The sequence below is a fragment of the Rheinheimera faecalis genome, from assembly GCF_021290965.1.
GTDB lineage: Bacteria > Pseudomonadota > Gammaproteobacteria > Enterobacterales > Alteromonadaceae > Pararheinheimera > Pararheinheimera faecalis.
Genome location: NZ_JAJOYT010000002.1, coordinates 524,431 through 550,591 on the forward strand (window position 1 = coordinate 524,431; position 26,161 = coordinate 550,591).

General features: G+C 44.6%; 20 protein-coding genes. 4 read left to right on the forward strand and 16 right to left on the reverse strand.

What is annotated here, in order from left to right; all coding sequences use genetic code 11:
- Positions 1–82 precede the first annotated feature (82 nt).
- Positions 83–3,166 (forward strand): amidohydrolase family protein, encoded by a 3,084-nt coding sequence (locus LSG34_RS05960; RefSeq protein WP_233007910.1) that lies wholly within the window; start codon positions 83–85, stop codon positions 3,164–3,166.
- Positions 3,167–3,330: 164 nt separating this feature from the next.
- On the forward strand, positions 3,331–4,605 hold the full coding sequence (locus tag LSG34_RS05965; protein ID WP_233007911.1) for an amidohydrolase family protein: 1,275 nt from the start codon (positions 3,331–3,333) through the stop codon (positions 4,603–4,605).
- 456 nt (positions 4,606–5,061) lie between these two features.
- On the opposite strand, the gene LSG34_RS05970 is transcribed toward LSG34_RS05965, so the two are convergent.
- From LSG34_RS05970 to LSG34_RS06035, 14 genes are all read right to left on the reverse strand, one after another.
- On the reverse strand, positions 5,062–6,657 hold the full coding sequence (locus tag LSG34_RS05970; RefSeq protein WP_233007912.1) for a 3-deoxy-7-phosphoheptulonate synthase: 1,596 nt from the start codon (positions 6,655–6,657) through the stop codon (positions 5,062–5,064).
- A gap of 33 nt (positions 6,658–6,690) precedes the next feature.
- On the reverse strand, positions 6,691–7,248 hold the full coding sequence (locus LSG34_RS05975) for an NADPH-dependent FMN reductase (RefSeq protein WP_233007913.1): 558 nt from the start codon (positions 7,246–7,248) through the stop codon (positions 6,691–6,693).
- Positions 7,249–7,257: 9 nt separating this feature from the next.
- A complete protein-coding gene (locus tag LSG34_RS05980; protein ID WP_233007914.1) occupies positions 7,258–8,340 on the reverse strand; it encodes an LLM class flavin-dependent oxidoreductase in 1,083 nt (360 codons plus the stop codon).
- Positions 8,341–8,375: 35 nt separating this feature from the next.
- Positions 8,376–9,602, reverse strand: coding sequence for an ATP-grasp domain-containing protein (locus tag LSG34_RS05985; protein WP_233007915.1), 1,227 nt, complete (start codon positions 9,600–9,602; stop codon positions 8,376–8,378).
- 8 nt (positions 9,603–9,610) lie between these two features.
- On the reverse strand, positions 9,611–10,828 hold the full coding sequence (locus tag LSG34_RS05990; RefSeq protein WP_233007916.1) for an ATP-grasp domain-containing protein: 1,218 nt from the start codon (positions 10,826–10,828) through the stop codon (positions 9,611–9,613).
- Positions 10,829–10,839: 11 nt separating this feature from the next.
- Entirely contained in the window at positions 10,840–12,081 is a 1,242-nt protein-coding gene (locus LSG34_RS05995; protein ID WP_233007917.1) for a DUF6421 family protein, read from the reverse strand.
- A 10-nt stretch (positions 12,082–12,091) separates the two neighbouring features.
- Complete coding sequence (locus LSG34_RS06000) at positions 12,092–12,628, reverse strand: hypothetical protein (protein WP_233007918.1); 537 nt, start codon at positions 12,626–12,628, stop codon at positions 12,092–12,094.
- A gap of 28 nt (positions 12,629–12,656) precedes the next feature.
- Positions 12,657–13,499, reverse strand: coding sequence for a branched-chain amino acid transaminase (locus LSG34_RS06005; RefSeq protein WP_233007919.1), 843 nt, complete (start codon positions 13,497–13,499; stop codon positions 12,657–12,659).
- 23 nt (positions 13,500–13,522) lie between these two features.
- A complete protein-coding gene (locus tag LSG34_RS06010; RefSeq protein WP_233007920.1) occupies positions 13,523–14,542 on the reverse strand; it encodes an efflux RND transporter periplasmic adaptor subunit in 1,020 nt (339 codons plus the stop codon).
- Positions 14,542–17,634 carry an efflux RND transporter permease subunit gene (locus tag LSG34_RS06015; protein ID WP_233007921.1) on the reverse strand — a complete coding sequence of 1,031 codons (3,093 nt, stop codon included), beginning with the start codon at positions 17,632–17,634 and terminating at the stop codon, positions 14,542–14,544. Before LSG34_RS06015 ends, LSG34_RS06010 begins: the two co-directional genes overlap by 1 nt.
- A gap of 18 nt (positions 17,635–17,652) precedes the next feature.
- The gene (locus tag LSG34_RS06020) at positions 17,653–18,852 is read right to left on the reverse strand and encodes an MFS transporter (protein ID WP_233007922.1); all 1,200 of its coding nucleotides are present in this window, start codon (positions 18,850–18,852) and stop codon (positions 17,653–17,655) included.
- Positions 18,853–18,861: 9 nt separating this feature from the next.
- A complete protein-coding gene (locus tag LSG34_RS06025) occupies positions 18,862–20,172 on the reverse strand; it encodes an ATP-grasp domain-containing protein (protein WP_233007923.1) in 1,311 nt (436 codons plus the stop codon).
- A 287-nt stretch (positions 20,173–20,459) separates the two neighbouring features.
- On the reverse strand, positions 20,460–20,753 hold the full coding sequence (locus LSG34_RS06030; protein WP_233007924.1) for a winged helix-turn-helix transcriptional regulator: 294 nt from the start codon (positions 20,751–20,753) through the stop codon (positions 20,460–20,462).
- 270 nt (positions 20,754–21,023) lie between these two features.
- On the reverse strand, positions 21,024–21,323 hold the full coding sequence (locus LSG34_RS06035) for a YciI family protein (RefSeq protein ID WP_233007925.1): 300 nt from the start codon (positions 21,321–21,323) through the stop codon (positions 21,024–21,026).
- A 917-nt stretch (positions 21,324–22,240) separates the two neighbouring features.
- Between LSG34_RS06035 and LSG34_RS06040 the strand changes: the two genes are divergently transcribed.
- The gene (locus LSG34_RS06040) at positions 22,241–23,917 is read left to right on the forward strand and encodes a M28 family metallopeptidase (RefSeq protein ID WP_233007926.1); all 1,677 of its coding nucleotides are present in this window, start codon (positions 22,241–22,243) and stop codon (positions 23,915–23,917) included.
- Positions 23,918–24,044: 127 nt separating this feature from the next.
- Here the strand turns inward: LSG34_RS06040 and LSG34_RS06045 are convergent, their stop codons facing one another.
- Entirely contained in the window at positions 24,045–24,842 is a 798-nt protein-coding gene (locus tag LSG34_RS06045; RefSeq protein WP_233007927.1) for a response regulator, read from the reverse strand.
- Between the two features lie 40 nt (positions 24,843–24,882).
- Positions 24,883–25,281, reverse strand: a complete 399-nt coding sequence (locus tag LSG34_RS06050; protein WP_233007928.1) for a translation initiation factor — start codon at positions 25,279–25,281, stop codon at positions 24,883–24,885.
- Between the two features lie 151 nt (positions 25,282–25,432).
- Here LSG34_RS06050 and LSG34_RS06055 point away from each other — a divergent pair, with 151 nt between their 5' ends.
- Entirely contained in the window at positions 25,433–26,122 is a 690-nt protein-coding gene (locus LSG34_RS06055; protein ID WP_233007929.1) for a GAF domain-containing protein, read from the forward strand.
- The last annotated feature ends 39 nt before the right edge of the window (positions 26,123–26,161 follow it).

The following is a 26,161-nucleotide window of genomic DNA, read 5'->3' on the forward strand; positions in this document are numbered from 1 at the left end:
CTGTTGTTGGGAGTAAGCCTTGTCGCTTGCTTGCATCAACGCGACGCGCAGGGCAATACCCCAATAAAACCAGGAAACATCCATGATCAAACTAAGACTGTCCTTGTGCAGTACGGCAATGCTTTGCGCGCTATTGCCTGCAGCTTCGGCGGATCAAACCACGCCGGTACAAGGCATACGCGATAAATCCCCACAGTTATACGCTTTGACTAACGCCACCGTCATCACTGAACCAGGTAAACGTCTGGATAATGCCACAGTACTGATTAGCAACGGCAAAATAAGTAAAATACAAAACAAAGCCGATGTACCTGCCGGCTATCAGACGATCGATGCCAGCGGTTATTTTATTTATCCGGGTTTTATCGATTTATACAGCCAATACGGCTTACCTAAAGCCGATAAGGGCAATGGCTTTGAGTTTGGCCGCAAGCCGAATTACACCAACGATCGCAAAGGTGGCAATGCCAGCAATGCTGCCATTCATGCCCGCCAGCAGTGGGTGAACGAATTCAAACCTGACGCTAAACAAGCAAAAAGCTACCAGCAACAGGGGTTTACCACAGTACAATCCGCTCGTTTTGACGGTATTTTCCGTGGCCAGGCTTTTGTAACCTCATTACTACCCGGTTTGCCGAATGAAGCAGTGATGCAGGCTCAGGCCAACCAGTTTATGGCCTTTAGCAAAGGTACTTCAGTACAAAGTTATCCATCCTCTTTAATGGGTAGCATAGCCCTTATTCGTCAAACCTTGGCGGATGCCAACTGGTACAGTCAGGCCTATGGCAAAGGCAACTGGCGTTTTTATAATCAGGCTATTGAATTTAATGCCGATTTAGCGGCCTTAAGCCAATTAAAAACTCAGGGTGTGGTATTTGAAGCCACAGACGACCAGGCCTTGTTACGTGCCGATAAGGTATTAAAAGAATTTGGTTTGGATAAAGCAGCATTGGTGGCGTCAGGTTATGAATACAGCCGTATTGCTCAAGTCAAAGCCACAGGCCGGCCGTTAATTTTACCTCTGGCTTTCCCGGCCGCTCCTGCTGTGCAGCAGTTGAACGATCAACTGGATGTTGAATTGGCACAATTGCGTCACTGGGAAAGAGCACCATCCAATGCGGCGGTATTAGAGCAAGCCAAAGTGCCTTTTACGTTAACCATGCATAAACTGGAAAAACCAGAGCAATTCTGGCCTAACCTACGCAAAGCTGTGTCTTATGGCTTAAGCCAGCAAAAAGCTTTAGCTGCACTGACGACTGAACCTGCCAAATGGTTGGGTATGGATAGCCAGATTGGTAAAATTGCTGTGGGCTATCAAGCCGATTTAGTGGTCAGTAAAGGTGATTTATTTGCTGATGGCGAAATAGTGGCGACCTGGGTTCGTGGTCAGCAACAGCAATTTAAAGCTATGGATTTACCCGTTTTTGCCGGCACTTATCAGCTTGCTGTGAATGGCAGCAGCTTGCCATTAGAGCTGACGGACAAAAAAGGCTCAGTCGAAGGTTCGGTGAAACTGGGTGATAAAACCAGCAAGCTGAATCATGTGGCTGTGCAAAAAAATCAGCTGCAATTTACAGTGGATTTAAAAGCTCTGGGGCAAGGTTCTGGTGTAGCACAGTTTAGCGGCGAACTTAAAGGCAAGACTTTGCAAGGCAAATTAGTGACGGCTGAGGGCAATATTCTTGCCATCAGCAGCCTGCAACAACCTTTGGTCGCCAAAGCTGATAAGAAAAAAGCTGACGAAAAACCAGTGTTAATGTCAAAACTAACCACGCCTAACCGGGCTTTTGGTGTGATTGAAAAAGCCAAACAACAAAATGTGCATATTAAAAACGCCACAGTCTGGACTTCAGCGAAAGCAGGTAAGTTAGAAAATACCGATGTACTGGTGGAAGACGGTGAGTTTGTCAAAATTGGCAAAAACTTATCCACTCCGTCAGGCTTTACTGTGATTGATGCTACTGGCATGCACTTAACGGCCGGTATTATCGACGAGCACTCGCATATCGCCATTGACCAGGGGGTGAACGAAGGCTCAGATGCTGTCACTTCAGAAGTGCGTATCGGCGATGTATTAGATGCGGACGATATTAATATTTACCGCGGTTTAGCTGGTGGTACTACTACAGCTCAGTTGTTGCACGGCAGCGCCAATCCTATTGGTGGCCAGGCGCAAATTATCCAGCTGCGTTGGGGGGATAATTCAGACCAGTTGAAATTTAAAGGTGCACCAGAAAGCATCAAGTTTGCTTTAGGTGAAAACGTCAAACAGTCCAACTGGGGGGAAGACTTTGTCACCCGTTACCCACAAACCCGTAGCGGTGTCGATACCATCATCCGTGACGCCTTCCAGGCTGCGAAAGAATACAAAGCGCAGTGGGCTGACTATGAAGATTTATCCGGCTCAGAGCAAAGCAAAACTGCGCCGCCACGAGTGGATTACCGTTTGAAAGCTCTGGTTGAGATTTTAGATAAAGAACGTTTTATCCATGTGCACTCTTATGTTGCCTCTGAAATTCTGATGATTATCAAATTAGCCGACGAGATGGGGTTTAACATCACCACCTTTACGCACATTCTTGAAGGCTACAAAGTGGCAGACGAGATGAAGGCCCATGGTGCCAGCGCGTCCAGTTTTGCTGACTGGTGGGCTTATAAAATGGAAGTACAGGATGCGATTCCAACCAACGTTTGTTTAATGCAACAACAAGGTGTTTTGGTCAGCGTCAACTCAGATAGCCCGGACTTACAACGTCGCCTGAATCAGGAAGCTGCTAAATCAGTAGTCTACTGTGGCATGGATGAGCAACAAGCACTGAATATGGTGACTATTAATCCAGCGAAGCAGTTAAAAATTGATGCCAAAGTAGGTTCAGTTGAAGAGGGCAAGCAGGCCGACTTCGTCTTATGGTCTGCCCATCCATTGTCTGTGTACGCCCGTGCTCAGCAAACCTGGATTGAAGGTGCACCTTATTACCAACTGACGAAAGACGAGCAATTGCAACAACAGGTGGCCAGTGAAAAACAACAGTTGATCCAGAAGGTGTTGCAATCTTCTGATGACGAAAAAGCAGGTTCTGGTGCTTCGTACAAAGCCAACAACCCGGTTTGGCACTGTGAAGATAACCATGACGTGTTATCTCTTGCTTTTGATCACCAGCATTAATGGAGTCATCAATGAAATTCTCAAAACCCTTCGTACTTGAAGCCGCAGCATTGTTGACTGCACTCTCTCGCCCCAGTCACATAGGACGACTATGCTCCTGGGGTCTCAATCATTTGTCGCCTCGCTGCAACTCCAATTACTTTGGCTTTCACGGGCTTTTACTGGTGACTGCAGCGCTTAGCCTAACAGCACAGGCCAACGATATAGCACCTGCACCTAAACAAAGCCAAGCCATACTATTGCAGGATGCCACTGTGCACACAGTGACTAATGGCGTATTAAAAGACACAGATGTGTTACTGGTGGACGGTAAAATTAGTGCTATAGGCACAGATTTAGCTGTGCCTGCTGGTGCACAGGTGTTGTCTTTACAAGGCAAGCAACTCTATCCTGGCCTGGTCGCTTTAGCCAATCAGTTGGGTTTAACCGAGATTGAAGCGGTACGCTCTACCGACGACACCACTGAAGTCACTCAGACCAACCCGGATATCAAAGCCCAGGTGGCCTACAACGCCGACTCTGAAGTAGTACCTACGATTCGCGCTAATGGCTTTAGTTACACGCTGGTGTATCCAAATGGCGCTTTACTGATGGGCCAGTCGGCGTTGATGCAACTGGACGCCTGGAACTGGAAGGATGCGACAGTGGTCGATTCTGTGGCTTTGCATATCAAATGGCCACGGGCTGATGTGATGCCAAACCCATGGCGTCCACAAAAGCCGGAAGAGATCCGAAAAGCCAGTCAGAAAGCCATGTCGGAGCTTGAAGGCTACTTCAAGACAGCCAAAGCTTATGCACAAGCTGTGGGCGATGGCGTTAAACTGCCTGTCGATTCACGCTGGCAGGCCATGATCCCGGTATTTAAAGGTGAATTGCCAGTCTTTGTGCATGCCAATGACGAGCGTCAGATTGAACAAGCGATGAAGTTTGCCCAGCAGTATGGTTTTGCGCTGACGATAGTGGGAGGTCGTGACGCATGGCGTATTGCGCCACAACTGGCGGCAGCTAATGTGTCTGTGATCTATACCTCCCCTTATGGCATCCCAGAACGTGCAGACGAAGCGACCAGTCAGTCATTCCAAACACCGGCCCAGCTTGCAAAAGCAGGTGTGAAGTTTGCATTATCACTGGATGGTTATTGGGATACCCGTAATGTGGTCTTTGCTGCAGGACAAGCTATTAGCTATGGCTTAAGTCCGGAGCAGGCGTTACGTTCTGTTACACTTGATGCTGCGGCAATTGCTGGTGTAGCTGATAAAATCGGTAGTATAGAAGTGGGTAAAGCTGCCACTCTGGTTGTGTCTGATGGTGATATTTTTGATTATCTGGGGCACAAGGTTCGGTATATGTGGATTGATGGCCGTGCTGTGGATTTAAACAGCCGACATAAACAATTACATGATAAATATCAGCAGCGTTACCAGGGGGACAGTAATTAACCTCCTGCCGGAATAAGATATTGGACCAAAAGCCCTCTTCGTCACTGATCGCTTGAACACAATCAACGCAATCGCGCAGAGGGCCGATGGATAAGCTTATAGATGATGTTTGTATTTTTTACGTAAGTAAGTCACCGGTAGTATGCGAAATATTCTACATAATTGACTGTTTATCATAGAGAAACACAATCATTCTGCTTGAAAATAAACTGAGTTATCCCAGGTTAACGACCTTGTTGCGGTATAGTTCACCTCTTCACAATTTACGCTAAACCCAGCTACAGCAGTTGTAGCTGGGCATCATCATTGTGGAATATGCACCGTAGTTTTGTGATTGTGGTCAGCTAGACTGGTAATTGGCATTCTTCTGTCCAAGGAGGCTAGTCAAATACGTTTTAACACTCTCGTCTCAACACTTGAAATCAGCAGAATCCCTACTTAACATAGAACCACCTATCAGCCCACGGTTTTCAAACTGCCCGGTACGGCTGACTGTATGGCTCTGGAATCCTGAAAAATTTCCAGGAACAATCTTTCCAGCCATTGCTGGTTAAATCCTTTTGCCTGTCCTTTTTCAATAAGCTCTACCAGAATTTGTTTTTCTCGTTTTGGGTCGAAGATATTAATGTTTAATGCGGACTTCAGTTCACCTACTGCTCTGCTTAGCTTACGTCGTGTTGCCAGTAAGTTAATCAAATGGTCATCTATATCATCAATATCTTGACGGTAACTGGTAAACAATTCCTGTGCAAACTGGTCCTCACAATAATCAAAGGCCTCAAATGACTGGATATGCTTCGCCATACGAAGAATAAACTCAACAAACTGCTGTTGGTTCAATCGGGGATCGATAGCACTCGAATAGTTCTTGTGCAAATCTTGTTCAGAGACTACAAAGTGGCCGTTAATACATTCTGTGACAGCGCAGCCAGTAAACTCAAGATGCAGCCCGCCTAAATGATTTTGATGTTGATCTAACAGAGTCGCCATACCCGAACTTTCGGACAGCATGGTATTAAAGCAACGAGTTTTAATCCCCTGCGTTGTAGTAAAAGTATTACCGTGCATTGGGTCTGATAACCAACATATTTTTATATCAGCCTCGTTCAGAGCAGCCAGTATTTTGGGCAGTCGTGACTGATACTCTGAGACGCCAAAGCGGCCAATCAGTACCAGTTTCCCCAGATCCCGATTCGGGTTCAGTGTGTTAATAATTTTAATCAAATCTTCAGGGTCTATATCAGGACCTACTTTCAATCCAATCGTGTTCTCTATTTGGCTCAGATAGTGAACAAGTGGATTGTCCTGAGTCAATGTTCTGGCTCCAATCCAGAGCATATGAGCAGAACAGTTGTACTTGAGGCCGTCTTTGCCTTCTTTGTCAAAGCCCTGCTCATAATGTAAATTCAAGGCTTCGTGGCTGGTGAATAATTCAAATTCATCCTGATCAATAAGGCTTTGTTTACGCCCTTGAGCGTAGTTCTGTTGAATGGCTTCGGCATCAAGTTCGAGTTCATGAGTTAGTTCTTTAACCCAGGGAAACAAATCCAGTGAAAAAGACTGTTCAGAACTGGCCAGTGTAGTTCTCATGTAATTAAGCGTCATAGCAGCATGATGAGCTCCTGCCAGCAGTCGTTTTGGATCCGGTTTCCGTTTTTCAACACAACTATCAGCACTGTTTATCAAATCACCACGGTAACTGTGCATTTCCTCCCCGTTTATTGTCTGAAACAACGAAGAACGAGGTTTAGTATATTGACCCGCAATACGGCCAATAAAGGTTACAGGCTTTTTTGTCAGTACTTCAAACAATGACTTTACCAGGACGGCTGACTGTAGTTTGTTATTGATAACGTTTTCATTACAGTCATAAAACATCTCAACACAGTCACCTCCTTGTACAATAAAGCGTCCACCAAGAGTGGCCTGTTTCACCCGTTTTTTTAACGTTTTAATCTCTTTGATCGAGACTAGAGATGGATAATGCTGTAACTGCTGTAAACATTCATCCAGAGCCTGTTCATTGTCGTATTTGACCAGTTGTGAGTGCATATATTTATTTCCAATTTTCCTGAAACAATCCGATTACGCAGCTCGGTTCCTGAGCTTTCCTGAATAATGAATCACTTGTTCTGCCAATAATTTCAGCCGATAGGAGTGTTTTTCGCATTGCACCTGATTATTCTGGATCACAACGTGACTGTTGCTGAGCGATACCTGAAGCGGTAATACTATGCCATGCAACGTTTTCATCACGTTGGCAAGAGCATCAATAGCGCTGTAGCCTCCATATTGGCCGGCCCCAACACCAATAAGACCTATAGCTTTAGTTTCGACCTCTGATTTTGTCAGGTAGTCCAAGGCATTTTTCAACACTCCACTGTAACTACCATGGTATTCAGGTGTCGCAATAATAAGCGCGTCAGCCGTTCTGATTTCATCGATCATGGCCTGAGCTGTCAGACTGACCTGTCGGTTAGCTTCAGAAAAAAAAGGAATGTTTTTTGTTTTTAAATCAAAAAGATGAGTGGAATGCCCTGAAGCCTCAATAAAAGACAGGCATTGCTGCAGAGCAATAGTGGTGCGGCTGTTTTCATTTAAACTGCCGCTGAGTCCTACGACTTTTAAACTTAGTGTTTCCATTTCTTTCTCCTAAGCGAATTCTGGCAATCGTTGGGCGGCTTTAGCTTCCAGAGCCCTGACTTTAGGAATGACCAACTGACTGAAATACTCCATCTCTTGTAACTGAGGCCAGCCGGAGAGCAGGAAAGTAGTTACTCCTGCTTTTTTGTATTCCATAATGTAAGCCGCAACCTCATCTGGTGAACCCACAAGAGCTAAGGCTGGGCCTCCTCTGAAGGGAATTGCTCCAGTCCACAAAACGTCGTTCAGCCAGTCGTTTTTCGCTTTTTCTGCCAGTTCAAAAGTAGACTTGATTGCAGTTGAATCACAGCTTTGAACAAACTTCTGCAAGACAGATTTCCACTCCTGATCTGCACCACTCATCATATGGTCGATTTCTTTCAGAGCTTCAGCCCTTGTGGGCCGCACTATCACTGACATGCGGATCCCTACATCAATTCCTTGATTTATAGCTGGAGCCGCAGACAGAGCAATATTTTCGGCAGTATCTGAATAACGCAACCAGGTCGCTCGGTGCTTAATTGCAGAATCCCTTGATATATCAGAGTTTCCGCTTAAAAAAAGCTCTGGATTTTGTCTATTCAGATAAGGCAACGTCAGTTGACCTTTTTCAATATGATAATGTTCGCCTTTATAATCTACGGGTCCATTTTGTTGCCAAAACTGCTGACAAATCCCGATGAATTCGTCAAGACGACGATAACGCTGATCATGAGTTAAGAAATCGCCGTAGTACTTCTGCTCAACAGGAGATATCCCAGCAAGCATATTCAACGCCAGGCGCTGACCACCATGAATTGACAATGTATTGAGCATCTGTACGAATAACGTAGGTGACATAATGCCTGCTCGATAAGCTGGCATCAGAGTAATTGAATTGGAGTTGGCCAATAATTGGCCCACTATTGCCAGTGGGTCCGGCGTATGATAACCGACACCCATCAGCAGAGCTTCAATACCAAAACCCTCGGCTTTATTCACATATTCAATCATTGAGTCCAGATCAAAGGACCCCATACTGATTGCTTTGCCCGCAGCCGTTTGGCCTCCGTCTGTTGGTAATCCCCACATGAACCTTGCTTTGTTTTGCATAACTGCTCCAGTCAGTTTCTGCCCTCACTATGGTGCTAGTGTTGGGCTGTTATAGTTATTGTGTTAAAAAGCTGCAGTACCTTTTGCTCTAACAGTTCAGTACTGGGGGCTTTGATCAAAGCTGCAAACGGAATTGCACTTTCAAGGTAGCTGATATGAGTCGGCAATTTCTGCGTGGGCGGTAACAGATTCATTTCAATCAGGCCGGAGTAGTTATTAAGGTGCTCTGAGCCATGCACCTGACAATACTCAAACCCATAATGATGGCCAGGGAAAATTATCCAACTATACTTAAACTCTCGATCCATTCGAGCTTTAAGTTGGTTTTGACCTGAGATCAGAAAAGCCAATTCTGCGGAAGGCAGATGAATACCTGTTTGTAACTCAAAGGTTTGAATGAGGCGAGCTCCTCCAGCTCTGTTAGCTACTTCCAGAAAAACCAGTTCACCTTGATGCATAATAGCTTCCAGATGGAAAGCACCTTGCTGAATATCAACAGCATTCAGGACTTGCTTTACCCATTGGATTTGTTGCTCCGTCAGGTCAAACTGCACTGAAGCACAGGGTTGGCCATTGGCGTACTGCAATAATGTATTGATGTAACGGCCTGCAGTGATGATCTGTAATTCACCGGCATGCATTAAGCCGTCAAAATGGCAGATGGGCCCATCAATAAACTCTTCAACCTGATAGCCGTTATAATTTGGCTCAGGTTGATCCAGTTGTGCGATCCCCGTCTTTCTGTTGCTTAGCGCCGAACGTAGCTCCTGCTCGGATCCATACCTTATAACGTTTTCCGATGAGGCACCGTCTACAGGTTTCAGAATGATGTTAATCTGTTTACGGAAACATGGTTCTGAATGATCAGCCCACTGCTGCAAGCTCATAAAAGCGGGAACAGCAAGCTGATGTTGTGCAACACATGCTTTCATCACCACTTTGTTACGCACCTTTTCAACCTGAGCTACACTAGGTCCTTTTACTCCAAGTGCTTCACGGACCTTGGCTGCTTCCATCAGTTCGTATTCTGACAACGAGATCACAAAGTCAAATTGAATCCCGAGTCCGGCAACTGTGCTCAGAACTTCTTGCGCAACAGCCTGTACACCGAGTCTGGCTATTTTTATACAATTGAGCTCTACAGGAATAGTGTCCAGTGCACTCTGCACTCCGACGTAGTACACCCGGTGTTTATGATGGTCTACAGACTCCGCATACCTGATGTAGTGGTAGGGAATACGGTGCAATATCAGAATATTCATAATTCGTCCTAGTGAAAATTAACGGCTTGTCTGGCTGCCTGCAGGCTGGCCATCAATTGTTCAAAGCTGTTGTGATGAATAAGGGCAAAACCGAGGCGGCAACGGTAGTCGGTGGCTTCAGGGATGGATTCACCGACTTTTTTGGTGATTTGGTATTCAACCATACCTTCAATTTTGGATAAGCGCTCTACACCATGAATAGCGGACAAAGCCGATAATTCAGGGGCTATAAAAAAGGCAATGCCGCTATAACCAGTTCCAAGGAACTTCACCTGAACAGGTTGATTGCAATACATCTGTATAGCCAGAGACGCTAAATCTGCCTGTTTTGATAAGCGGATCAATTCAACGATTTTGTCTCCTGGTAGTCGGGCGCCAATTTCAATCAGTACTGGACCTGCTTCACTAATCCGGATTTCTGCATGAAAAGGCCCAATGTTCAGGCCTATGCTCGCAATCACATCTTTCACATAAGTTTCAATTTGGTGCTGAAGCTGTTCAGGAACCGGAAAGGGCACTATATGGCCGATTTCCACGAAGTAGGGTTCTTTGTCCAGCTGCTTTTTGGTGATGGAAAGGATATTGATGGTGTCGTTAACAATGAAACCGTCGACACTGAATTCATCACCTTGGATGTAGGATTCCAGCAACATACGACGCCCCAATTCATGACCCAGCTCCTTACGTTGGTCCTGCTGTGCTTTCAGGTAAGCAGCACGGAGTTCATTCAGAGTATTTACCCGTGTAACATGTACGCTGCCTGCGGCTGAAGTGGGTTTCAGCACTGCTGGCAATGGAACTTTTGCAATGGCTTGCTCCAGTTCCTGTTCGGATTCAATGAATGTATAAGACACACTGCGCAGACCGTGATCTGACAATGATTGCCGCATCAGGTGTTTATGTCTTAAGGTATCCACCACTTCAGGATTGATACCGTTAAGATTCAGGCTGTGGGCCAGTTTCGCAGTGGCGGGCACATAATATTCGTTACCACTGATCAGACCGTTCAGTTGCTGTTGTTGGTGCAGCTCTTTGATCACCTGTTCGAAATCTGTGCTGTTATTAGTGTCAACTTCAATAATGTGACTGGCGTTCTGCACGACAGATGCAGGCAACTTACGGTCATCTTTATTGTAAGAAATAACATAACTTTCATAACCCAACTGGGTCGCTGCTATAACTAAAGCTGCACCGGATCCTATAGGTTCTACTATCGCGATTTTCATGGAATTTATCCTTAATACAGAGCCACATGATTAAAATCAATTTCCTGACGGTCAGTAACCGGAGGGTAAATTTGGTGATGGTAGTTGTGGAAAAGATATTTTTTGCCTGACGTTTCCAGACGTAAATACTGTCCAACCAAGGCCCGGGCTTTGGTTACATAGTCGTTCTCCGGCAGAGCTTCTGTAGCCAGGATCTCTGTGACCAGTTTCTGCAGGCAACTTTGTATTTTTGCCCAGCCCAGTGTGGATTTCATATTGCTCAAGTCAAACTCAAGGGCGTTATGCTGTAACAGCCACTCCAACAAAAAGATCCCTGTGCCTGAGTCAAAATTGGATTCAGCATCTGCTTGTTGTGGATACCGTAATAAACGTTCAAAAAAGATGAATTCCACAATTTCGCGATGGAAGGCTATGTCCGTATCCGTAAGCAAAGTTAAGATGGTTTGGCAGTCTGTTTTAATTTCTTCCAGTAAACCCACTTCCCACTTGATCTTCAGGTGCAAATGTTCATCAAAAGGTCGTGGTCCTTTGTGATGAAAATAATCATGCAGATAGCCCCAAATACAGCGGGCTTCATAAAATTCCTGAGTATTCAGCTGTGGAGACAACCACTCCTGGCCGTCAAAAATTGCATTCTGTGTACCAAACAGTTCCAGCACTTTGGGAATCGTGATACTGCGGTAGATGCATTCAAATTTGTTGAAAAAAAACAATGCAAAATGCTGACGTTCCAGCTTGTGGTTACATTTGATGTTTTCCGGGAAAAAGACAATGGAGTTACCGGCGAAAAAACCTCTGCTGGCGGTCAGAAGCCGGGTAGACTGACAAATATTTTTGGGGTGAGGATACTTCAGATACAAAGGGTGGCAAACTTGAGGTTCATCTCTGAACGATAGAAAAAACTCACAACGAAAACCACGATCTACCCCGGCATTTGCTGTCAGATATGGTCCAAAGAAAAAGGTCCAGGCTTTATCTGCAGGCAACACAAACTGTGAACGGGTATTACTGAAATCAGGTACTGAGTCTAAGCCTGCCTGAATCCAATTTTGGATATCAAGGCAAATAGCATCTGCATAGTTTTGCAGGCTTAGCAGCGTTGCCAAAACCTGCAGTTCAGAAGAGATACTCTTCAACAGAAGTAATGCATGTGCTGGCTGCGCTATAATTCTGCCTTTGGTATCTTGCAGCTCTCTGAGCTCATTGGTCAAATCAGCCAACTGCGAACCAGATGTATGTAAGATTGTTTTCATCTGAACCTCGTTAACTGTTTTGTTTGGGCAAAGTAAACTGATGGGACGAGTGAACTGTGAAACACATGGGCACAGGTCCAAAGTTTTTAATCATGGTTAAACCATGGCTTTGCATTGCAGACAAAGTCGTTATGCAGGCATCAGCTTGTCCCGATGCACAAGCTGAAGCTGCTGCCGCATTGCTGTTGGCATACACAGGTGATAAATCTTTCACTAAACTGGCTGGTGCCGGATGGGTGGCATAAGTTTCCAGCTGATCTTGTCCTCTGGAGGCAAACACCATATCAATGGTTGGCATGATAAAAGAGTCCACCAGTTTAAAATTGATCAGATTCTCAAATACCAATTTATGCAGATCCGGATAAACGGCACAACCTAACAACAGATCATGTTTGCTGTCTTTTATTTCTTGAGCCGCAATTTCCAGAGTAGGGTGTAGAACCACCTTACCTTCAATATTTAATTCTTTAAACCAAGTTGTGGCCGCAAGTTCGCAGTTGGTGCCTTGGGGTCCCAGTGTATGGATAACGAGCTTTTCTTGTTGCATTATATTGATTCCAAAATTTTCAGTTAATTTAGGCAAGACATAAATTGCGATAGTGTTTAATCACAGCCGCAGTGATCTCTGATGGCTGATAGTTGAGGTTGTCGATCTGACTAACAGGGAGAACGCCATAGGCCGTTCCTGTTAAAAATGCGTGTTCAAAATCTGCAAGTTCGTGCACGGAAATACGCCGTGCTATGACGTCAAGGCCAAGTGTTCTGGCTAATTCGATCACAGTTTGCCTGGTGATACCATTGAGAAAACGGTCTGGCTCCGGAGTGATTAAAGCCCCATTTTTCACAAAAAAGATATTGGCGCCTGTTGCTTCTGCCACGTAGCCTTCGTAATCAGTCAGCAACGCTTCATCAAAACCTGCTTTGCGAGCCTGCTGCATTGCCAAGCAGGAATTGAGATAATTTCCACCTGCTTTTGCGGCCACTGGCACAGCTTTAGGATGATTACGAATCACGGGACTCAGCGTCATGGTGATCCCCTGGTGTCTTTTTTCAGCGTCAAATAGTTCAGGCCAATCCCATGCTGCTATTGCCAGATGGACCTTATTACCGGGGGCGTTTAGCGCCAGAGATTCATGACCAAGCCATGCGACGGGTCGAATGTAACCGTCCAACAATTGCTGGTGCTGGATCAGTCGTTCAATGGCGTCATTTATTTCTGCAACGCTGTAGGGGATCTCAAAACCCAGCAATTCAGCTGAGTTTTTTAACCTGACACTGTGCTCCTCTAATCGAAATATTTTGCCTTGGTACAGCCGGATCCCTTCAAATACCGACGTGCCGTAATGCAGACCATGGCTCAGAACTGAGGCTGTAGCCAGATTGTCTTCTACGATTTCTCCATTGAACCAAATGCTCATACCTTCCTCCTGTAAAGTAATTCTTAAAGGTTAACAACCTGTACTGCGTCGCCATTTTTCAGTGATTCATTGCCACGAATGACTAAGGACTCCCCTGAATTGATCTGTTGTGGTATGACGATCCAGTTTTTATAGCGGTCAATGATCTGAGTGGTGATGACCTCAGCTTTGTGTTGGGCGGTCACCCGTACAAAAGAGACTCCTGCTTTTTCAATGCGTAAGGCATCTTCAGGGATCATGGAAACGGGCTGGCTATAGTGGATATCGAACTGGGCCGTTAGCAGCTTTCCAACAGGCAAAGGGTTTTGTGGCAGCATTCTGACTTCCAGTAAGGCCCCTAGAGAATCAGCAACCGGGAATATCCTGCTGACCAGCGCGGTAATTTTATTCTCACCGTCCAGCAGTTGAATTTGTTGACCTTCATGAATTGACTGAGCTTGAGACTGGGTCACCCTGGCGATTGCCTCTACCTGGGTGCTATGAATGGTCAGAACGGCTTGATTTGCGCGGATAAAATCACCGGCGTAATTCTGCACCTGACTTATTACTCCATCAAAAGGCGCTTTGATCTGCAGATGGGTAAGCTGCTTCGTTAAATCCTGCTGCCTGGCTAACTGAGAGTGTAGTTTTTGTTGGGTAATGAGTTTTTCTGTTTCCATTTCATCAACGGATAATCTGGAACTGTACTCAGTTAACGACAGTTTGCGGATTGCAATCAGCTTCTTTTCCAGATGGCTTAATAACAATTCGCTTTGTTCTATTTCAGCGCTGATTTGTTGCTGCTCAAAATGCAGAGATTTGTCTTCCAGAACAACCAGCACCTGTCCTTTTTTAAACTGTGTTCCTACCTCACTGATCGTCAGGATCTGTCCGCCTACATCGGTTGAGATGCTGGCCATTTTGTTGCTTTGCACTCTGGCCAGGACATCAAGTTTGGGTTGTTCCTGATTGAAAGGGAGCTGGAATGTCACTACGGGTTGTGCAGTGGCTGCAATTACACCTGTTGATAAGGTTAAAGCAGTAAATATCAATAATTTAGGCATTACTTAGCTCCTGTTGATAAATCAATATTGAGGTCTGAGCCGCGCGGTGCTTCGGCTGGGTGTGTAGGTGAGTCGAGCAGATTTAACAGCGATGGAATGATCAGCATCAGCAGCAGGCTGCCAATAGACATGCCGCTGACAATCACGATACCTAAGCCTCGGTACAGCTCGCTGCCTTCGCCCGGAATAAAAGCCAGAGGTAGCATGCCTGCAATAGTTGTGGCGGTGCTGACACTTATAGGTAAGAGCCGATCCTCAAAGGCCCCACGCAGAGCATCCTGAACGGACTGCCCTTGCTGCAGTAGTTGCTGGTAGGTACCGATGTATAAAATGGAGTTATTAATCACCAGACCAATCAGGATCACAAAGCCAAGCAAGGTCAGTAAATCCAGTGTTACCGGGTAAAATAAGCCATTCACAGCCAGACCAATAAAGCCGCCTATAGAAGCCACGGGCAGAGTTAGGGTGATTACCAACGCATATTTCATTGATTTAAACGTCAGAAACATCAGGAGCAAGAACACAAAAAAAGTAAAAGCAAACTGAATTAGCAGGTTATCTATGGCTTCATTCAACATATCTGAAGCGCCACCTATACTGGCTGAGCTAAGATCAGGGTGGGCTTGTTGGTTAAAATGGTCAGCCAAACTCTGCAATAGCTCAGCCGCATCTCCCATAGGCCAATGATCTGGCACCACAACCATTAACGTTGCTGTGGTCTGAAAATTAACTTTTCGCAGTTCGGATACAGTAACGTCTGTACGGCTGGTCACCAGCTCCCGGTATGGGATCAACTCGTTGTCTGCATTGATCACGCTGATATTATTCAGATCAGAAACATGCTCCACACCTTTCATTTTTAAACGAACAGTCTGAATTTTCCCTTCATGTGATAATCGTCCAACATACAGACCATCCCCAGCCATCTCCAAAGTCGCAAGCACATCAACAAGATCGACTTTTAGCTGGCTTGATTTCTGGTAATCAGGTGATACAGATAAGCGTGGTACATCAAATTCAGGTTTCGGCAGGATCCGTACATCAGCCCCCGGGATTTGTTCGACAATCCGTTTTTTCAGTATCGCTGCATGTTCGAATAGTCGTTCAACGTTGTTGCCCGCCAGGTCCATGGAAATGCTGCGGGCACTCTCCAGTGCACCAAACAAACTCGCCTGATAGGTTACTGAGGCCACTCCAGGCAAATCTTTTAATATTTCGGAGGAAATTAATGCTTTGACGGCTTCTGTGTCTTTGCTATGTAAAGCACGCACCCCCAATGCTGTGAAATCCGGTGAAACTGCGACATAATAATTGGCTAAGTGAGGCTCTTTCTGGCGATGTATATAGGGTTGTAATCGCTCAACTACTGTGTAGCCAATCTCTTTTTCCAGATAGTCAAGGTTGGCGCCTTTGTTGATAATTAAAAGTGAATCTATGGCATCACGGCGCATCGGTGGTAATAAGTCTATTTTGGGTACTATGGTGCTGAACACCAGTACAACCAGAACCACAATAGCCACCAAAACCAGCTTACTGCGCTCTCTTGAATGCTGAGCCGCCAGTAGCACGGTGGATATTAGCTCTAACCCCTGATGTTGTTGCCTGACTGGCTTTTCCAGCACATGTGGAAAATAGATAAAAGCTAAAGGGAAAAAGAAGGTACTGAAAATAAATGATAGCCCGATAGCCACACTGATAGTAAACGCCAGATCCGAAAAAATACGCCCTTCAAAACTATTCACTAACAACAAGGGTAAAAAGATCACTATGCTGGTTACTACTGATGAAATCAGAGCCGACTGAACTTTTATACAACCAAGAATAATGCCCTGAACACCTTTGATCCCTTGTTTAAACTGCTTGGTAATACTGTCAAAAATGATAATTGATGAGTCCAGAATAACACCAGTCGCCAACGCTATACCGGCCAGAGAAATGATATTGAGATTGCGGTTAAACAGGTACATCACGATAAATGTAGCCAGCAGAGTATTAACAATGGAGCAAGAAATCAGCACTGTTGCTGACCTGCGGCGGTAAAACCAAAACAAGCAGGCAAAAGCCAGAAAAGTACCTATCACAAGATTAGAAATCACCAGATCCACAGAGCGGTTGATAAACACGGATGGATCAAAAGATTTCTCTATTTTAATACCATGTTTTTCTAATACTCCCTGATTCAGTTGTTGTATCAGTGTTGAAACTTTTTCCAGCGTGCCTAATAAATTAGCTTCTGGTGTTTTAAACACATGAATGCCAATAGCCGGGTGATCGTTTTGGATAACAAAATGCTGACGGCGGCTGCGTGTCTGCAGTATATCGGCGACATCACTGAGTTTAATTCTGGCACCATCCGCTAACGGCAGTGGGGTTTGTCCCAATGTGAATTTATCTTTTTCACCTTCATACCTTAGCTCATAAGAGGTTTTTCCTGCACCAATGACTCCTGCTGAAACATTTTTATTTAACGACATAATTTGTTTAATATCGTCAATACGAAGACCATAGCTGGCCAGCTTATCCATATCCACTACGACATGCAGTTCCTGTTCTGACGCAAGAGATAATTTGGCATGGGACACCCCGTCAATCTGCATCAGCTTGTTCAGCACTTCTGTTTCAAGCAGTTCCTCGTATTCATCAATTTCCATCTGATTGTTGTTTGTGTTCTGTGCAAACATAAAAACCAGAGTCTGTTCCGATCCGCTGCGCTCGATGATAGTGGGCAAAGCATCTTCAGGTTTACTGCGAACCATGGATAAACGCTGTTGCACATCCATAAAGGCTCTGTCTATATTGGTATTGAAATCAAATGTCAGTTCAATTTCAGCTCTGCCTCTATATGCTTTTGAAATCACCTGATGGAGATTGGATATGCCTTTCAGTGCTCTTTCCTGTGGTGTAATAAGGTAATCCTGAATTTCCTGCGCTGAAGCAGAAGACCACTGAGTCGTTATCTTCAGTACTGGTTTATCAATATCAGGTAATAATGCAACAGGCAGATGGATAAAGGCGGCAACGCCTGCCATCAGAATCAAAGCTAGCGACAAAACGCCATAGAAAGGTCTGTTAAACCAAGCATTTAACAACATAACTGAATTCCTTAAGTGTCAGGTGCTGGAGGTTGCGGGTGACAGTGATTTTCGATTGTGCAGGGTAAGCAACAACATCAGAACAGCAGCAGAAACTGCGGTAATCACAGTAGTGCACAGGAGCATGGGCTGATAGCCGAGGCTGTTGCCAAATAGATAGATGGCAAGACCGGAGAGCGGAACAGAAGAGATGTTCAACAGCGAAAAAGCACCCATTACTATGCCAAAATCTGCTTTTGGAATAATTTGCGCTCTTAATGTTCTGTTGTAGACGTTATACACAGTGATCGCGGACAACATTGCGATATAAGCCGCTACATAGGACGCAAAAGAAGATAAAAAAGTCAGTGCTATAGCTGCGATAAAACAACCTGTCAGGCCACCAACACCGAAGTGGATCAATTGGTATTTTTTTAGCATTGCAGGAACCAGAGCCATTGCCAGTAAAGCAACAACACCACCAGCACTGTTCAGGTAGCCGTAATATTGTTCTGGCATTGCAAAAATATCAGTTACCACAGCTGCATTTAACCCCATGACCACACTGGCTAAAAAATTTACAGTACAGTTCAATAAAACCAGATACATCAGTACCTGATTGGAGAGCAACAACTTAAATCCTCGGACTGTTTGTTGCAGCGGACCTATATTTTTGAGATTACGTTTGATTGCGATGATGCGTTTTGTACACAGCAGAGGAAAGGCAAAAGACAGAGCGGCTAAAAGCACCAAGGTCTCTTTTTCCAGAAATAAAACACAAAGTGATGCCAGCACTGGACCAAACAACATACTGCTGATTTCAGCACTTTGAATTACGGCCTGAAATTTAGCCAGGGTGTCGCCTTCAGTATTTTCAGCGACCAGGGTTTCAGTTGAAACTCTGGCGCTCGCAAGAAAGAATGAGGCAATAGCGGCCAGTATAGTCAGAATATAAATCCCTTGAGCCGGATACCATTGCAAAGCAGAAAACGCTAATAAACAGGCCAATGCACGCATGCCATTGGCAATTTGAAAAGTGCGGATTGCTGAAATTTTATCGACCCAATACCCGGCTAAAGGGAACGCGATTAATGCAGGTGTCCACTCAATAAACAGCAATAAACCCAGCTGACCTATGTCTCTGGTATCCAGAAAGACATAAAGTGGGATCACAAACAACAGGATTTGGCCACCGATAAAAAACGAAAAAACACCCGCACTAAAACGCAAATGGTTCATTGCCAATTCCTACTGGTAACTCAATTCAAATATGGGCTCACAGACTTTGGCCAACTGCACCACTTCTTCTTCTCTGGTTGTACGTGAAATTTGCCAGACCCCTTCAGCCGCAAAAATTTCCCGGTTAGAATTTGGCGTTGCCATCTTTTCTTTCATGTGGATCAAAAAGGTTTTTGGTTCCAGCTCGCAGTGTTTTTTCTCAACGGTTTTAATAACTTTGCCTGATTCTGCGTAATAGATCTGGATGTAGCTGGATACCGGAGAATGTTCAGAGCTGTACTCCAGGCGCTCCAGTAAAGCCTTTAATGCCATTTTTTGTTCTGCACTTTTGACCAGCATCAATTGAACCCATAGGGTCAGCATGGAATATCCCTGAGTCACAATCTCCACACTGTGATTGATCAATGAACCACCCATTCGAGGATTAATCTCAATAAAATCAAAATGCTTAGCGGTTAAGTCATAGCGGCCTTCAATGTGGAACACTCCATTTTCAAGCCCAAGAACCTGCATGGCTTCAGCAATTTTTGCTCTGGCAAGTGACCAGTGTTGTGTTATTGGAGCTATGGGGGGACTTAGAAACGCGGTTTCAAGCACTGAGAATGCCAGATTCTTCAGACCTACTTTTTCATGGATTGCCATTAGGTAAACCTGCCCCTCCAACAAAACGACTTCGTAACTAAATTCCTGACCAGTCACAAAACCTTCGGCCACGAAATCATAGTTTCCAAGAAACATACTTGAAAACTGCGCATCAGCTTTCATCGCTTGTTGCTGTTCTACAATGAAATCCCAGGTAATTTCGTCACTTAATGGAAAAGAGCTAAAAGATGCAGCGCCACGGCGGGGTTTTATAAATAAGGTTTTGTTCTCGTTCTTGCATTGCTGAAAGCGAGCCTTATTCAGTAAAACTGACTCAATCTGGCTGATTCCCGCGTCAAACAGTTCCTTACGAAACGAGTATTTATCGAGGGTTTTGGCTATAGAGCTGACAGAAGAGTCTAGTGCATTGCAGTTGCTGTTCACCTCAGCCATTAACAATCTGTAGCCTTCGTAGGTGGCAATACAACTTATCAAATCGATGTTTCTGGATTTGAGCAGAGCCAAAGCTGTATCCACATCACTTTGCTGTAACGCAGTGTGCTCAGAGACGCACACATGTTCAGTCAGGCCTGAGATCAACTCGATCCGGTCCGGGTTTTGTGGTTTGGACGTCAAAATACAAAGACCCAAACCGGCTTCTTTCACTAACGTGCTGATCTCCTCAACAAAGGAAAAACCTTGGTGGACCAGTAGCATGATCGCTTTACTTGTTGTCATTGTGTGAACTCATCGTTTGTTTGATCCAAAGGCCAGATAATTGGTCTAAAGCAATTCGCTACAAATTCAATAGCGCTATCAAAAGAGTAGCGAATGCTAGCATTGGTAATTTGAGTTGGCAATTGGTTAACAGTGTAATTTCAAAAAAATAACAAAAAAAATCTTAATGGGTAAAATTTAGGTGTAATAGGTACTTGAGTGTGGTCAGCATATCAGTGGTAATTTGTAGTGCAGAGAGGGAGGGGAAGAGGTTGTGGGACGTAATACTACAAAACAGGGGCAAATGATTAATCAGTGCCCTTCGCTGGTTCAATCTGCAATAATTCAGCCCATTGCTGGGACCAATCCCTGAGGGGATCCAGTGCTTTGACTAACTCCTGAGCTATCTGGGTTAATTCATATCCAGCGTCAGTGGTCAGCACAAGCTGAGCCTCTTTGAGTTGTTTGATTCTGGTGTTCAGCATCGAAGGAGCGACCTGGCCACAAGCCTGTTGTAGTTGTCTAAAGCTCATAGGGTTTTTACTTAATTGCCACAAGATCCTCATATTCCACTTTTGACCTAACAGATCAAACGTAGCCATAATGGGAATGCCCGAGTTGGAACCCCTTACAGGCTGATTAGGTAATATTTGCTTAGGCATCAAATTCAAACTTATGTTAGTAATAATATGGTGTTATGTTAACATCTTTGTCAGTTGTCAGGCTACCCGAAAGGTCCCTGTTGCATACTGCAAACTAAAGCTACTCCACTAAAAGTTTGCATCGTATTGAGTTTAAATAAGGTGTGCGGATAAAGTTTTCGCGAGCACCTTAATGAGTAGAATGTTTATGCATATGTAACGCAGAAGACATCAACTGCCTGACTGGGTAAGAATCTGCGTATAATCTTTAGAAGCCATCACAGGAATAAACTCTATAATTGAATAACTTACTGCACCACTTTTGATAAATGGATCTGAATCTAAAACTTGCTTCAATTCTTCCTCACTTGCATGTTGTGAAATAAGCACTCCTCCAGTCCTTGGCACCTTTCGTCCACCAAAAATGAGCTTATTTGATTGATATTCTTGCTCAAGGTAGTTTTTGTGCTGAATGGTTAACTCTGCCGTGATTTTTTCCATATCGGTAAAAGTCATATCTACTAGGAACATAGTTTCTCGCTTTTTTGATAGTACATGTCTGCTACTAATTAGATAGCGGAGTGTAAAGATACTTCTTTCGAAGCGCAACAGATAATCGTCCAAAAGCTTGATGAGATCGCCGTTGGTTCACTGTTTTGTGGTCCGGACTCCACCGCCTGGTCTTGGGAAACGCAATTGAGCCAAAGACACTTTATGCATGGAGGCTATTTGAACATGAACAAACCAATCACATTAATTTCTGATGAACAAATTAGCAGATGTTTTTTTGATGTTGGTACTTATTGTTTTGTTGTGATTACTTAGTTGAATAAACAATCTGCTAACATATCTGATATATAAGAGTTAGGCATTTATTGAAGACATATGAGTGAAAATGTCCCGATTATTGTTGCACCAGGATTCTACAATTTTACAGGTTTTTTTACAGACTATACGACTGACTTTCATAAATTAATCTCTTCTTATAAAACATGATCAGCACAGGTAAATGTTGACAGAAAGCAGCGTACTGCGGTTTTTTTGGCTGAAGTCGCATGTGCTTGTGAGTTGCAAGAAAGAATTGCTCCATTGAATAAGCCCGATTCAGCACCTCGTGGACAAATGATGGTTTCATTCTGGCATCTATTGCATGGAAGCAAAGATTTCATCAGCAAAGCTCTTTTATTGTGTAACAAAGCTACACTTTGAAGTTTTTTATTATACAAATGATTAACAATGAATGGGAAAGTATCAAATAGAACATTCAAGACACCACAGTGTCCGTGAGGTTATACTTAGTACGACTGCAGGGCGAATAACCTGTTTACTGAAATACAATAAATCACAACAGAATATCTCCCAGGCTATTTCATCGATAGCTTGTTTAACTGAACCAGAGTTACTTCACTTGGGGGAGGTGTAGAGTTGTTGAGTTTTAAGGTGACTTTATGAAATTGACGTTAGTTTTTGCTTTGTCTTTCCTGTTTGCTTTGACAGGCTGTCAAAGTACACAAACCTCGGACCCTGCGGCTTTAGCACAACCAAAAGCCAGTGCTAAAGCTATTGAAGCTCATATGATGTTTTTAGGCGATGACAGCCTGGAAGGTCGTGATACCGGTAGTCGTGGTCATCAAATTGCCTCTAATTATATTGCTACACAGCTGGCGGCTTTAGGTTTAGAACCAGCAGGCGAGCAGGGTTATTTCCAATCTGTACCTATGCGCAAAGCCTTGCTGGTGCAAAGCAGCGCTAAAATGTCGCTGGCTAAAGCTGGCAAAACCACAAACTTTGATTATCCAAAACAGTTTTTCACTGGTCCCAGTACTTTGCATGCCAAAGCGGACGTGACGGCACCTTTAGTCTTTGTTGGTTATGGTCTGGTCTCGAAAGAATTTAATCTGGACGATTACGCCAATCTGGATGTCAAAGGCAAAATAGTAGTGATGCTGAGTGGCCGCCCTAAGTCGTTGCCGAGCGAAGAAGCTGCACATATCCAAAGTTTAAAAGCAGAAAACGCAGCTGAACGTGGTGCTGTAGGTGTGATTACTTTGCACACGCCTTCAGAAGAAAAAGTACGGCCTTATGCCAACAGTCTGATGTATCTGACCAGCCCTCGTATGCGCTGGTTACACAAAGACGGTAAAGCTGAAGGTGAATTTGAGTCTTTAACAGGTTCAGCTTATCTACACCCTGATGCCGCTAAAGTATTATTCGAAGGCGCCAGTCGTTCTCTGGACGATATTTTTGCTGATTTAGCCGCAGAAAAAGTGCCAGCAGGTTTTGCGTTAGAGGGCACAGTCAATTTAAAACGTGAATCCACTATGGAAGATATCACCAGCCCGAACGTGGCTGCGGTATTACCTGGTTCTGATCCGGTGCTTAAAGATGAATATGTGGTGGTGACAGCGCACTCGGATCATATTGGCTTTTCCAACGATGTACGTAGCAAAGATAAAATCAATAACGGCTTTATGGATAACGCCGCTGGTGTCAGCATTATGCTGGAAACCGCCCGTTTATTTGCTCAGCAGGCAGAACGGCCAAAACGTTCTCTGTTATTTGTCGCTGTGACTGGGGAAGAAAAAGGTTTATTGGGCGCTGACTATTTTGCTCATTACCCAACCCGTCCTATCGACAAGCTGGTGGCGAACGTCAATATCGATATGCCGGTATTGTTGTATCCTTTTGCTGACATAGTGGCATTTGGTGCTAACCATTCCAGTTTAGGCGCTACAGTCGATACAGCTGCAGCTGCTGTGGGTATTACCCAAAGCCCGGACCCTATGCCAGAACAGGCTATTTTTACCCGTTCAGACCACTACACTTTAGTGCAAAAAGGCGTGCCTTCAGTATTTCTGATGACAGGTTTTACCTCTAAAGATCCAAAGCAAAAAGGCGGCGAAGTCTGGGGTAAGTTTTTTGCCAAGCATTACCACAAGCCGACTGATGACAAGGCGGGTTTAACTGCTGACTTTGGTGCTATACGTTACGATGCAGGTGCCACTTTTGCTGACATCAATTATGGCATTACCACTGAAGTGGCGAATAATCCACAGCGTCCAGTCTGGTTAAAAGACAGCTTCTTTGGCAAGATTTTTGGCAAAGACTACAACAAACAGAAGTAGGCTAGTGGGTCAGAGCCTTGGCTCTGACCCAGATATTTCAGCTGTGTTAAACCCCTGTCCGTACTTGTGCAGAGGCTTATTTCGGCTTGTAAAGCAGATTTTAGGGTCAGAGCTGATAGCTCTGACCCTAATGCTCCATAATACGGCTTAATAAAGCCCGCACTGTTTCAGGTTCAAAGGGTTTGTCACATAAGGCATTCACACCGGATTGAGCAATATTCGCCAGATGAGATTCGTTGGCTTCGCTGGTGACCATCAAGACAGGAATATGGCTCTGCTGGCTGTGTTCACGGATATACTGGGTCAGCTCCTGACCGTTCACTTCCGGCATATTAAAGTCGGTCACTACTAAATCAAACATGTTGTTTTGCAGCAGATCAATGGCTTGTTGTCCGTCTTCGGCTTCAGTTAAATGCTGAATACCCAGGTTCTGCAGTACACGTTTAATATGGTTACGGGCCAGACGACTATCGTCCACCACCAATACCCGCACATCGTGCACATCAAATAAACTCAGTTCCAGTTCGGCCGGACTGAGCAGATCTATCGCTGCATTTAAGGCTTTGCCCAACTGCACAGAATTAAAAGGTTTAGGTAAAATCGCCACTACACCAGATTGCTTAAATTGCTCCAGCTGGGCTTTTTTTGTTTCAGAGGAAATCAGTACAAAAGGTACTTCGGCTAAATCTGTATCGTTTTTCAGCTTTGCCAGCAGTTCCAGACTGGTGCCTTGTTCAAAGTATAAACTGCTGATCACCAGATCGGCTTTATGCTGTTTGAGCTGCAGCATAGCTGTTGCAATGCTGTCTGCAGTACTGACCTGGGTTGCGCCTTCTTCGGCCAATTGCTTGATAATAATTTTGCGTTGAACATCAGAAGGCTCAATCAGCAGAATAGATAAGTCAGAAGGGGAGAGTTGTTGCATCAGACGCTCGCTTAATCCACTTGGGTATAAAGGGGGCGGGTTAACCACCAGCCCATTTATGTTTGTAACCTAATTTGGTTAACTCCTGCTGCACCAGTTCGCGTTGATCGCCCTGAATCTCAATCACGCCGTCCTTGACCGAACCACCACAACCGCATTTTTTCTTTAATAAAGCCGCTATTTCGGCCAGCTTTTCTGTGCTTTCAGCAAGGCCGGAAATAGTGATCACCGCTTTGCCATTACGGCCTTTGGTTTCACGTTTTAATCGGGCATGGCCGTCGGTAAAACTTTGCGCCACAGCTTTTTGTGGTTTGGGTTTATCAATACGACCTGAATCAGTACTGTAGACCAAATCATCCGCAGCTGCCGCCGTTGCTTCTTCAGCAGGTCGCCCCAATTGTTGTTGCCAGTCGGCTAACGAGATTTTTTTGCCACTCATAAAACAATCTGTGTAAGTCGTCAGAAAGCGCACGATAAACAAGAGTCATGTAAACAGCAAGTAGCAAGTTTGAAATCCTTGATGTGGGGCAAAAAAAGCCATTGGCAAATAAAAGGCTTCTGGTAAACTATCGTCAATTTTAGAAATCTGGATGGCTGAAGTGTCTATTAATTTATATCTGGAACAGTCAGGATTATCTGCATTATTGCAAGGGCAAGAAACAGCGATAGAACAGGCTGTGTCTACATTAAAAACACAGCTTGCCGCTGCCGCAGCTCCTGCTGTGACCTGGTCTTATCAGGTGCCTGAGTTAGGTGAAGGTGGTGCTTGTTCTTTATTTGGCCAACTGGCCGATGAACCTTATGATCTGGCCGCCACTCTGGGCCAAAACGAAACAACAACTACAGCTTTAAGCCAGTTAACTGCTGTGGTGCAAAACTATCAGCAAAGCAACGACAGTGACTGGTTTGGTATTTACCAGAAACGTCAGAACCCAAAAGGCGAAACTGTACTGGTGAAGCTGGCGTATTTTGGTGCAGCTTCCCGAGCTGAGTTTCCGTTAACAGCTGAATTTGCCCAAATCAGCAATAACAGCACTGTGGGTCTGACGGGTAAAGCCAAAGTGATTAACGATGTCACAGCCTACTTAACAGCAGGTGGCGAATATTACACCTGCGATCCAAAAGTATTATCCGAAGCTTGTTTGCCTTTATTCAATAGCAAAGGTGAACTGGCAGGTATTATTGACGCTGAGGCATTTAAACGTCAGGCCTACCATACAGATGCTCTGGTTCGTTTAGTGGCCATCTGTCTTGTGCTGCCAGACTTACTGCCTGCATGATAAGATGAAACCGAATTGATTCTTTAACACCGCAAACTA

Coding starts and splice junctions, on each gene's coding strand:
- LSG34_RS06040 (WP_233007926.1), top strand. CDS start 22,241: ATGAAATTGACGTTAGTTTTTGCTTTGTCTTTCCTGTTTGCTTTGACA.
- LSG34_RS06025 (WP_233007923.1), bottom strand. CDS start 20,172: ATGACAACAAGTAAAGCGATCATGCTACTGGTCCACCAAGGTTTTTCC.
- LSG34_RS05995 (WP_233007917.1), bottom strand. CDS start 12,081: ATGAAAACAATCTTACATACATCTGGTTCGCAGTTGGCTGATTTGACC.
- LSG34_RS06055 (WP_233007929.1), top strand. CDS start 25,433: ATGGCTGAAGTGTCTATTAATTTATATCTGGAACAGTCAGGATTATCT.
- LSG34_RS06015 (WP_233007921.1), bottom strand. CDS start 17,634: ATGTTGTTAAATGCTTGGTTTAACAGACCTTTCTATGGCGTTTTGTCG.
- LSG34_RS06045 (WP_233007927.1), bottom strand. CDS start 24,842: ATGCAACAACTCTCCCCTTCTGACTTATCTATTCTGCTGATTGAGCCT.
- LSG34_RS05970 (WP_233007912.1), bottom strand. CDS start 6,657: ATGCACTCACAACTGGTCAAATACGACAATGAACAGGCTCTGGATGAA.
- LSG34_RS06035 (WP_233007925.1), bottom strand. CDS start 21,323: ATGTTCCTAGTAGATATGACTTTTACCGATATGGAAAAAATCACGGCA.
- LSG34_RS05975 (WP_233007913.1), bottom strand. CDS start 7,248: ATGGAAACACTAAGTTTAAAAGTCGTAGGACTCAGCGGCAGTTTAAAT.
- LSG34_RS06020 (WP_233007922.1), bottom strand. CDS start 18,852: ATGAACCATTTGCGTTTTAGTGCGGGTGTTTTTTCGTTTTTTATCGGT.
- LSG34_RS06005 (WP_233007919.1), bottom strand. CDS start 13,499: ATGAGCATTTGGTTCAATGGAGAAATCGTAGAAGACAATCTGGCTACA.
- LSG34_RS06000 (WP_233007918.1), bottom strand. CDS start 12,628: ATGCAACAAGAAAAGCTCGTTATCCATACACTGGGACCCCAAGGCACC.
- LSG34_RS05990 (WP_233007916.1), bottom strand. CDS start 10,828: ATGAAAATCGCGATAGTAGAACCTATAGGATCCGGTGCAGCTTTAGTT.
- LSG34_RS05985 (WP_233007915.1), bottom strand. CDS start 9,602: ATGAATATTCTGATATTGCACCGTATTCCCTACCACTACATCAGGTAT.
- LSG34_RS06050 (WP_233007928.1), bottom strand. CDS start 25,281: ATGAGTGGCAAAAAAATCTCGTTAGCCGACTGGCAACAACAATTGGGG.
- LSG34_RS05980 (WP_233007914.1), bottom strand. CDS start 8,340: ATGCAAAACAAAGCAAGGTTCATGTGGGGATTACCAACAGACGGAGGC.
- LSG34_RS05960 (WP_233007910.1), top strand. CDS start 83: ATGATCAAACTAAGACTGTCCTTGTGCAGTACGGCAATGCTTTGCGCG.
- LSG34_RS06010 (WP_233007920.1), bottom strand. CDS start 14,542: ATGCCTAAATTATTGATATTTACTGCTTTAACCTTATCAACAGGTGTA.
- LSG34_RS06030 (WP_233007924.1), bottom strand. CDS start 20,753: ATGGCTACGTTTGATCTGTTAGGTCAAAAGTGGAATATGAGGATCTTG.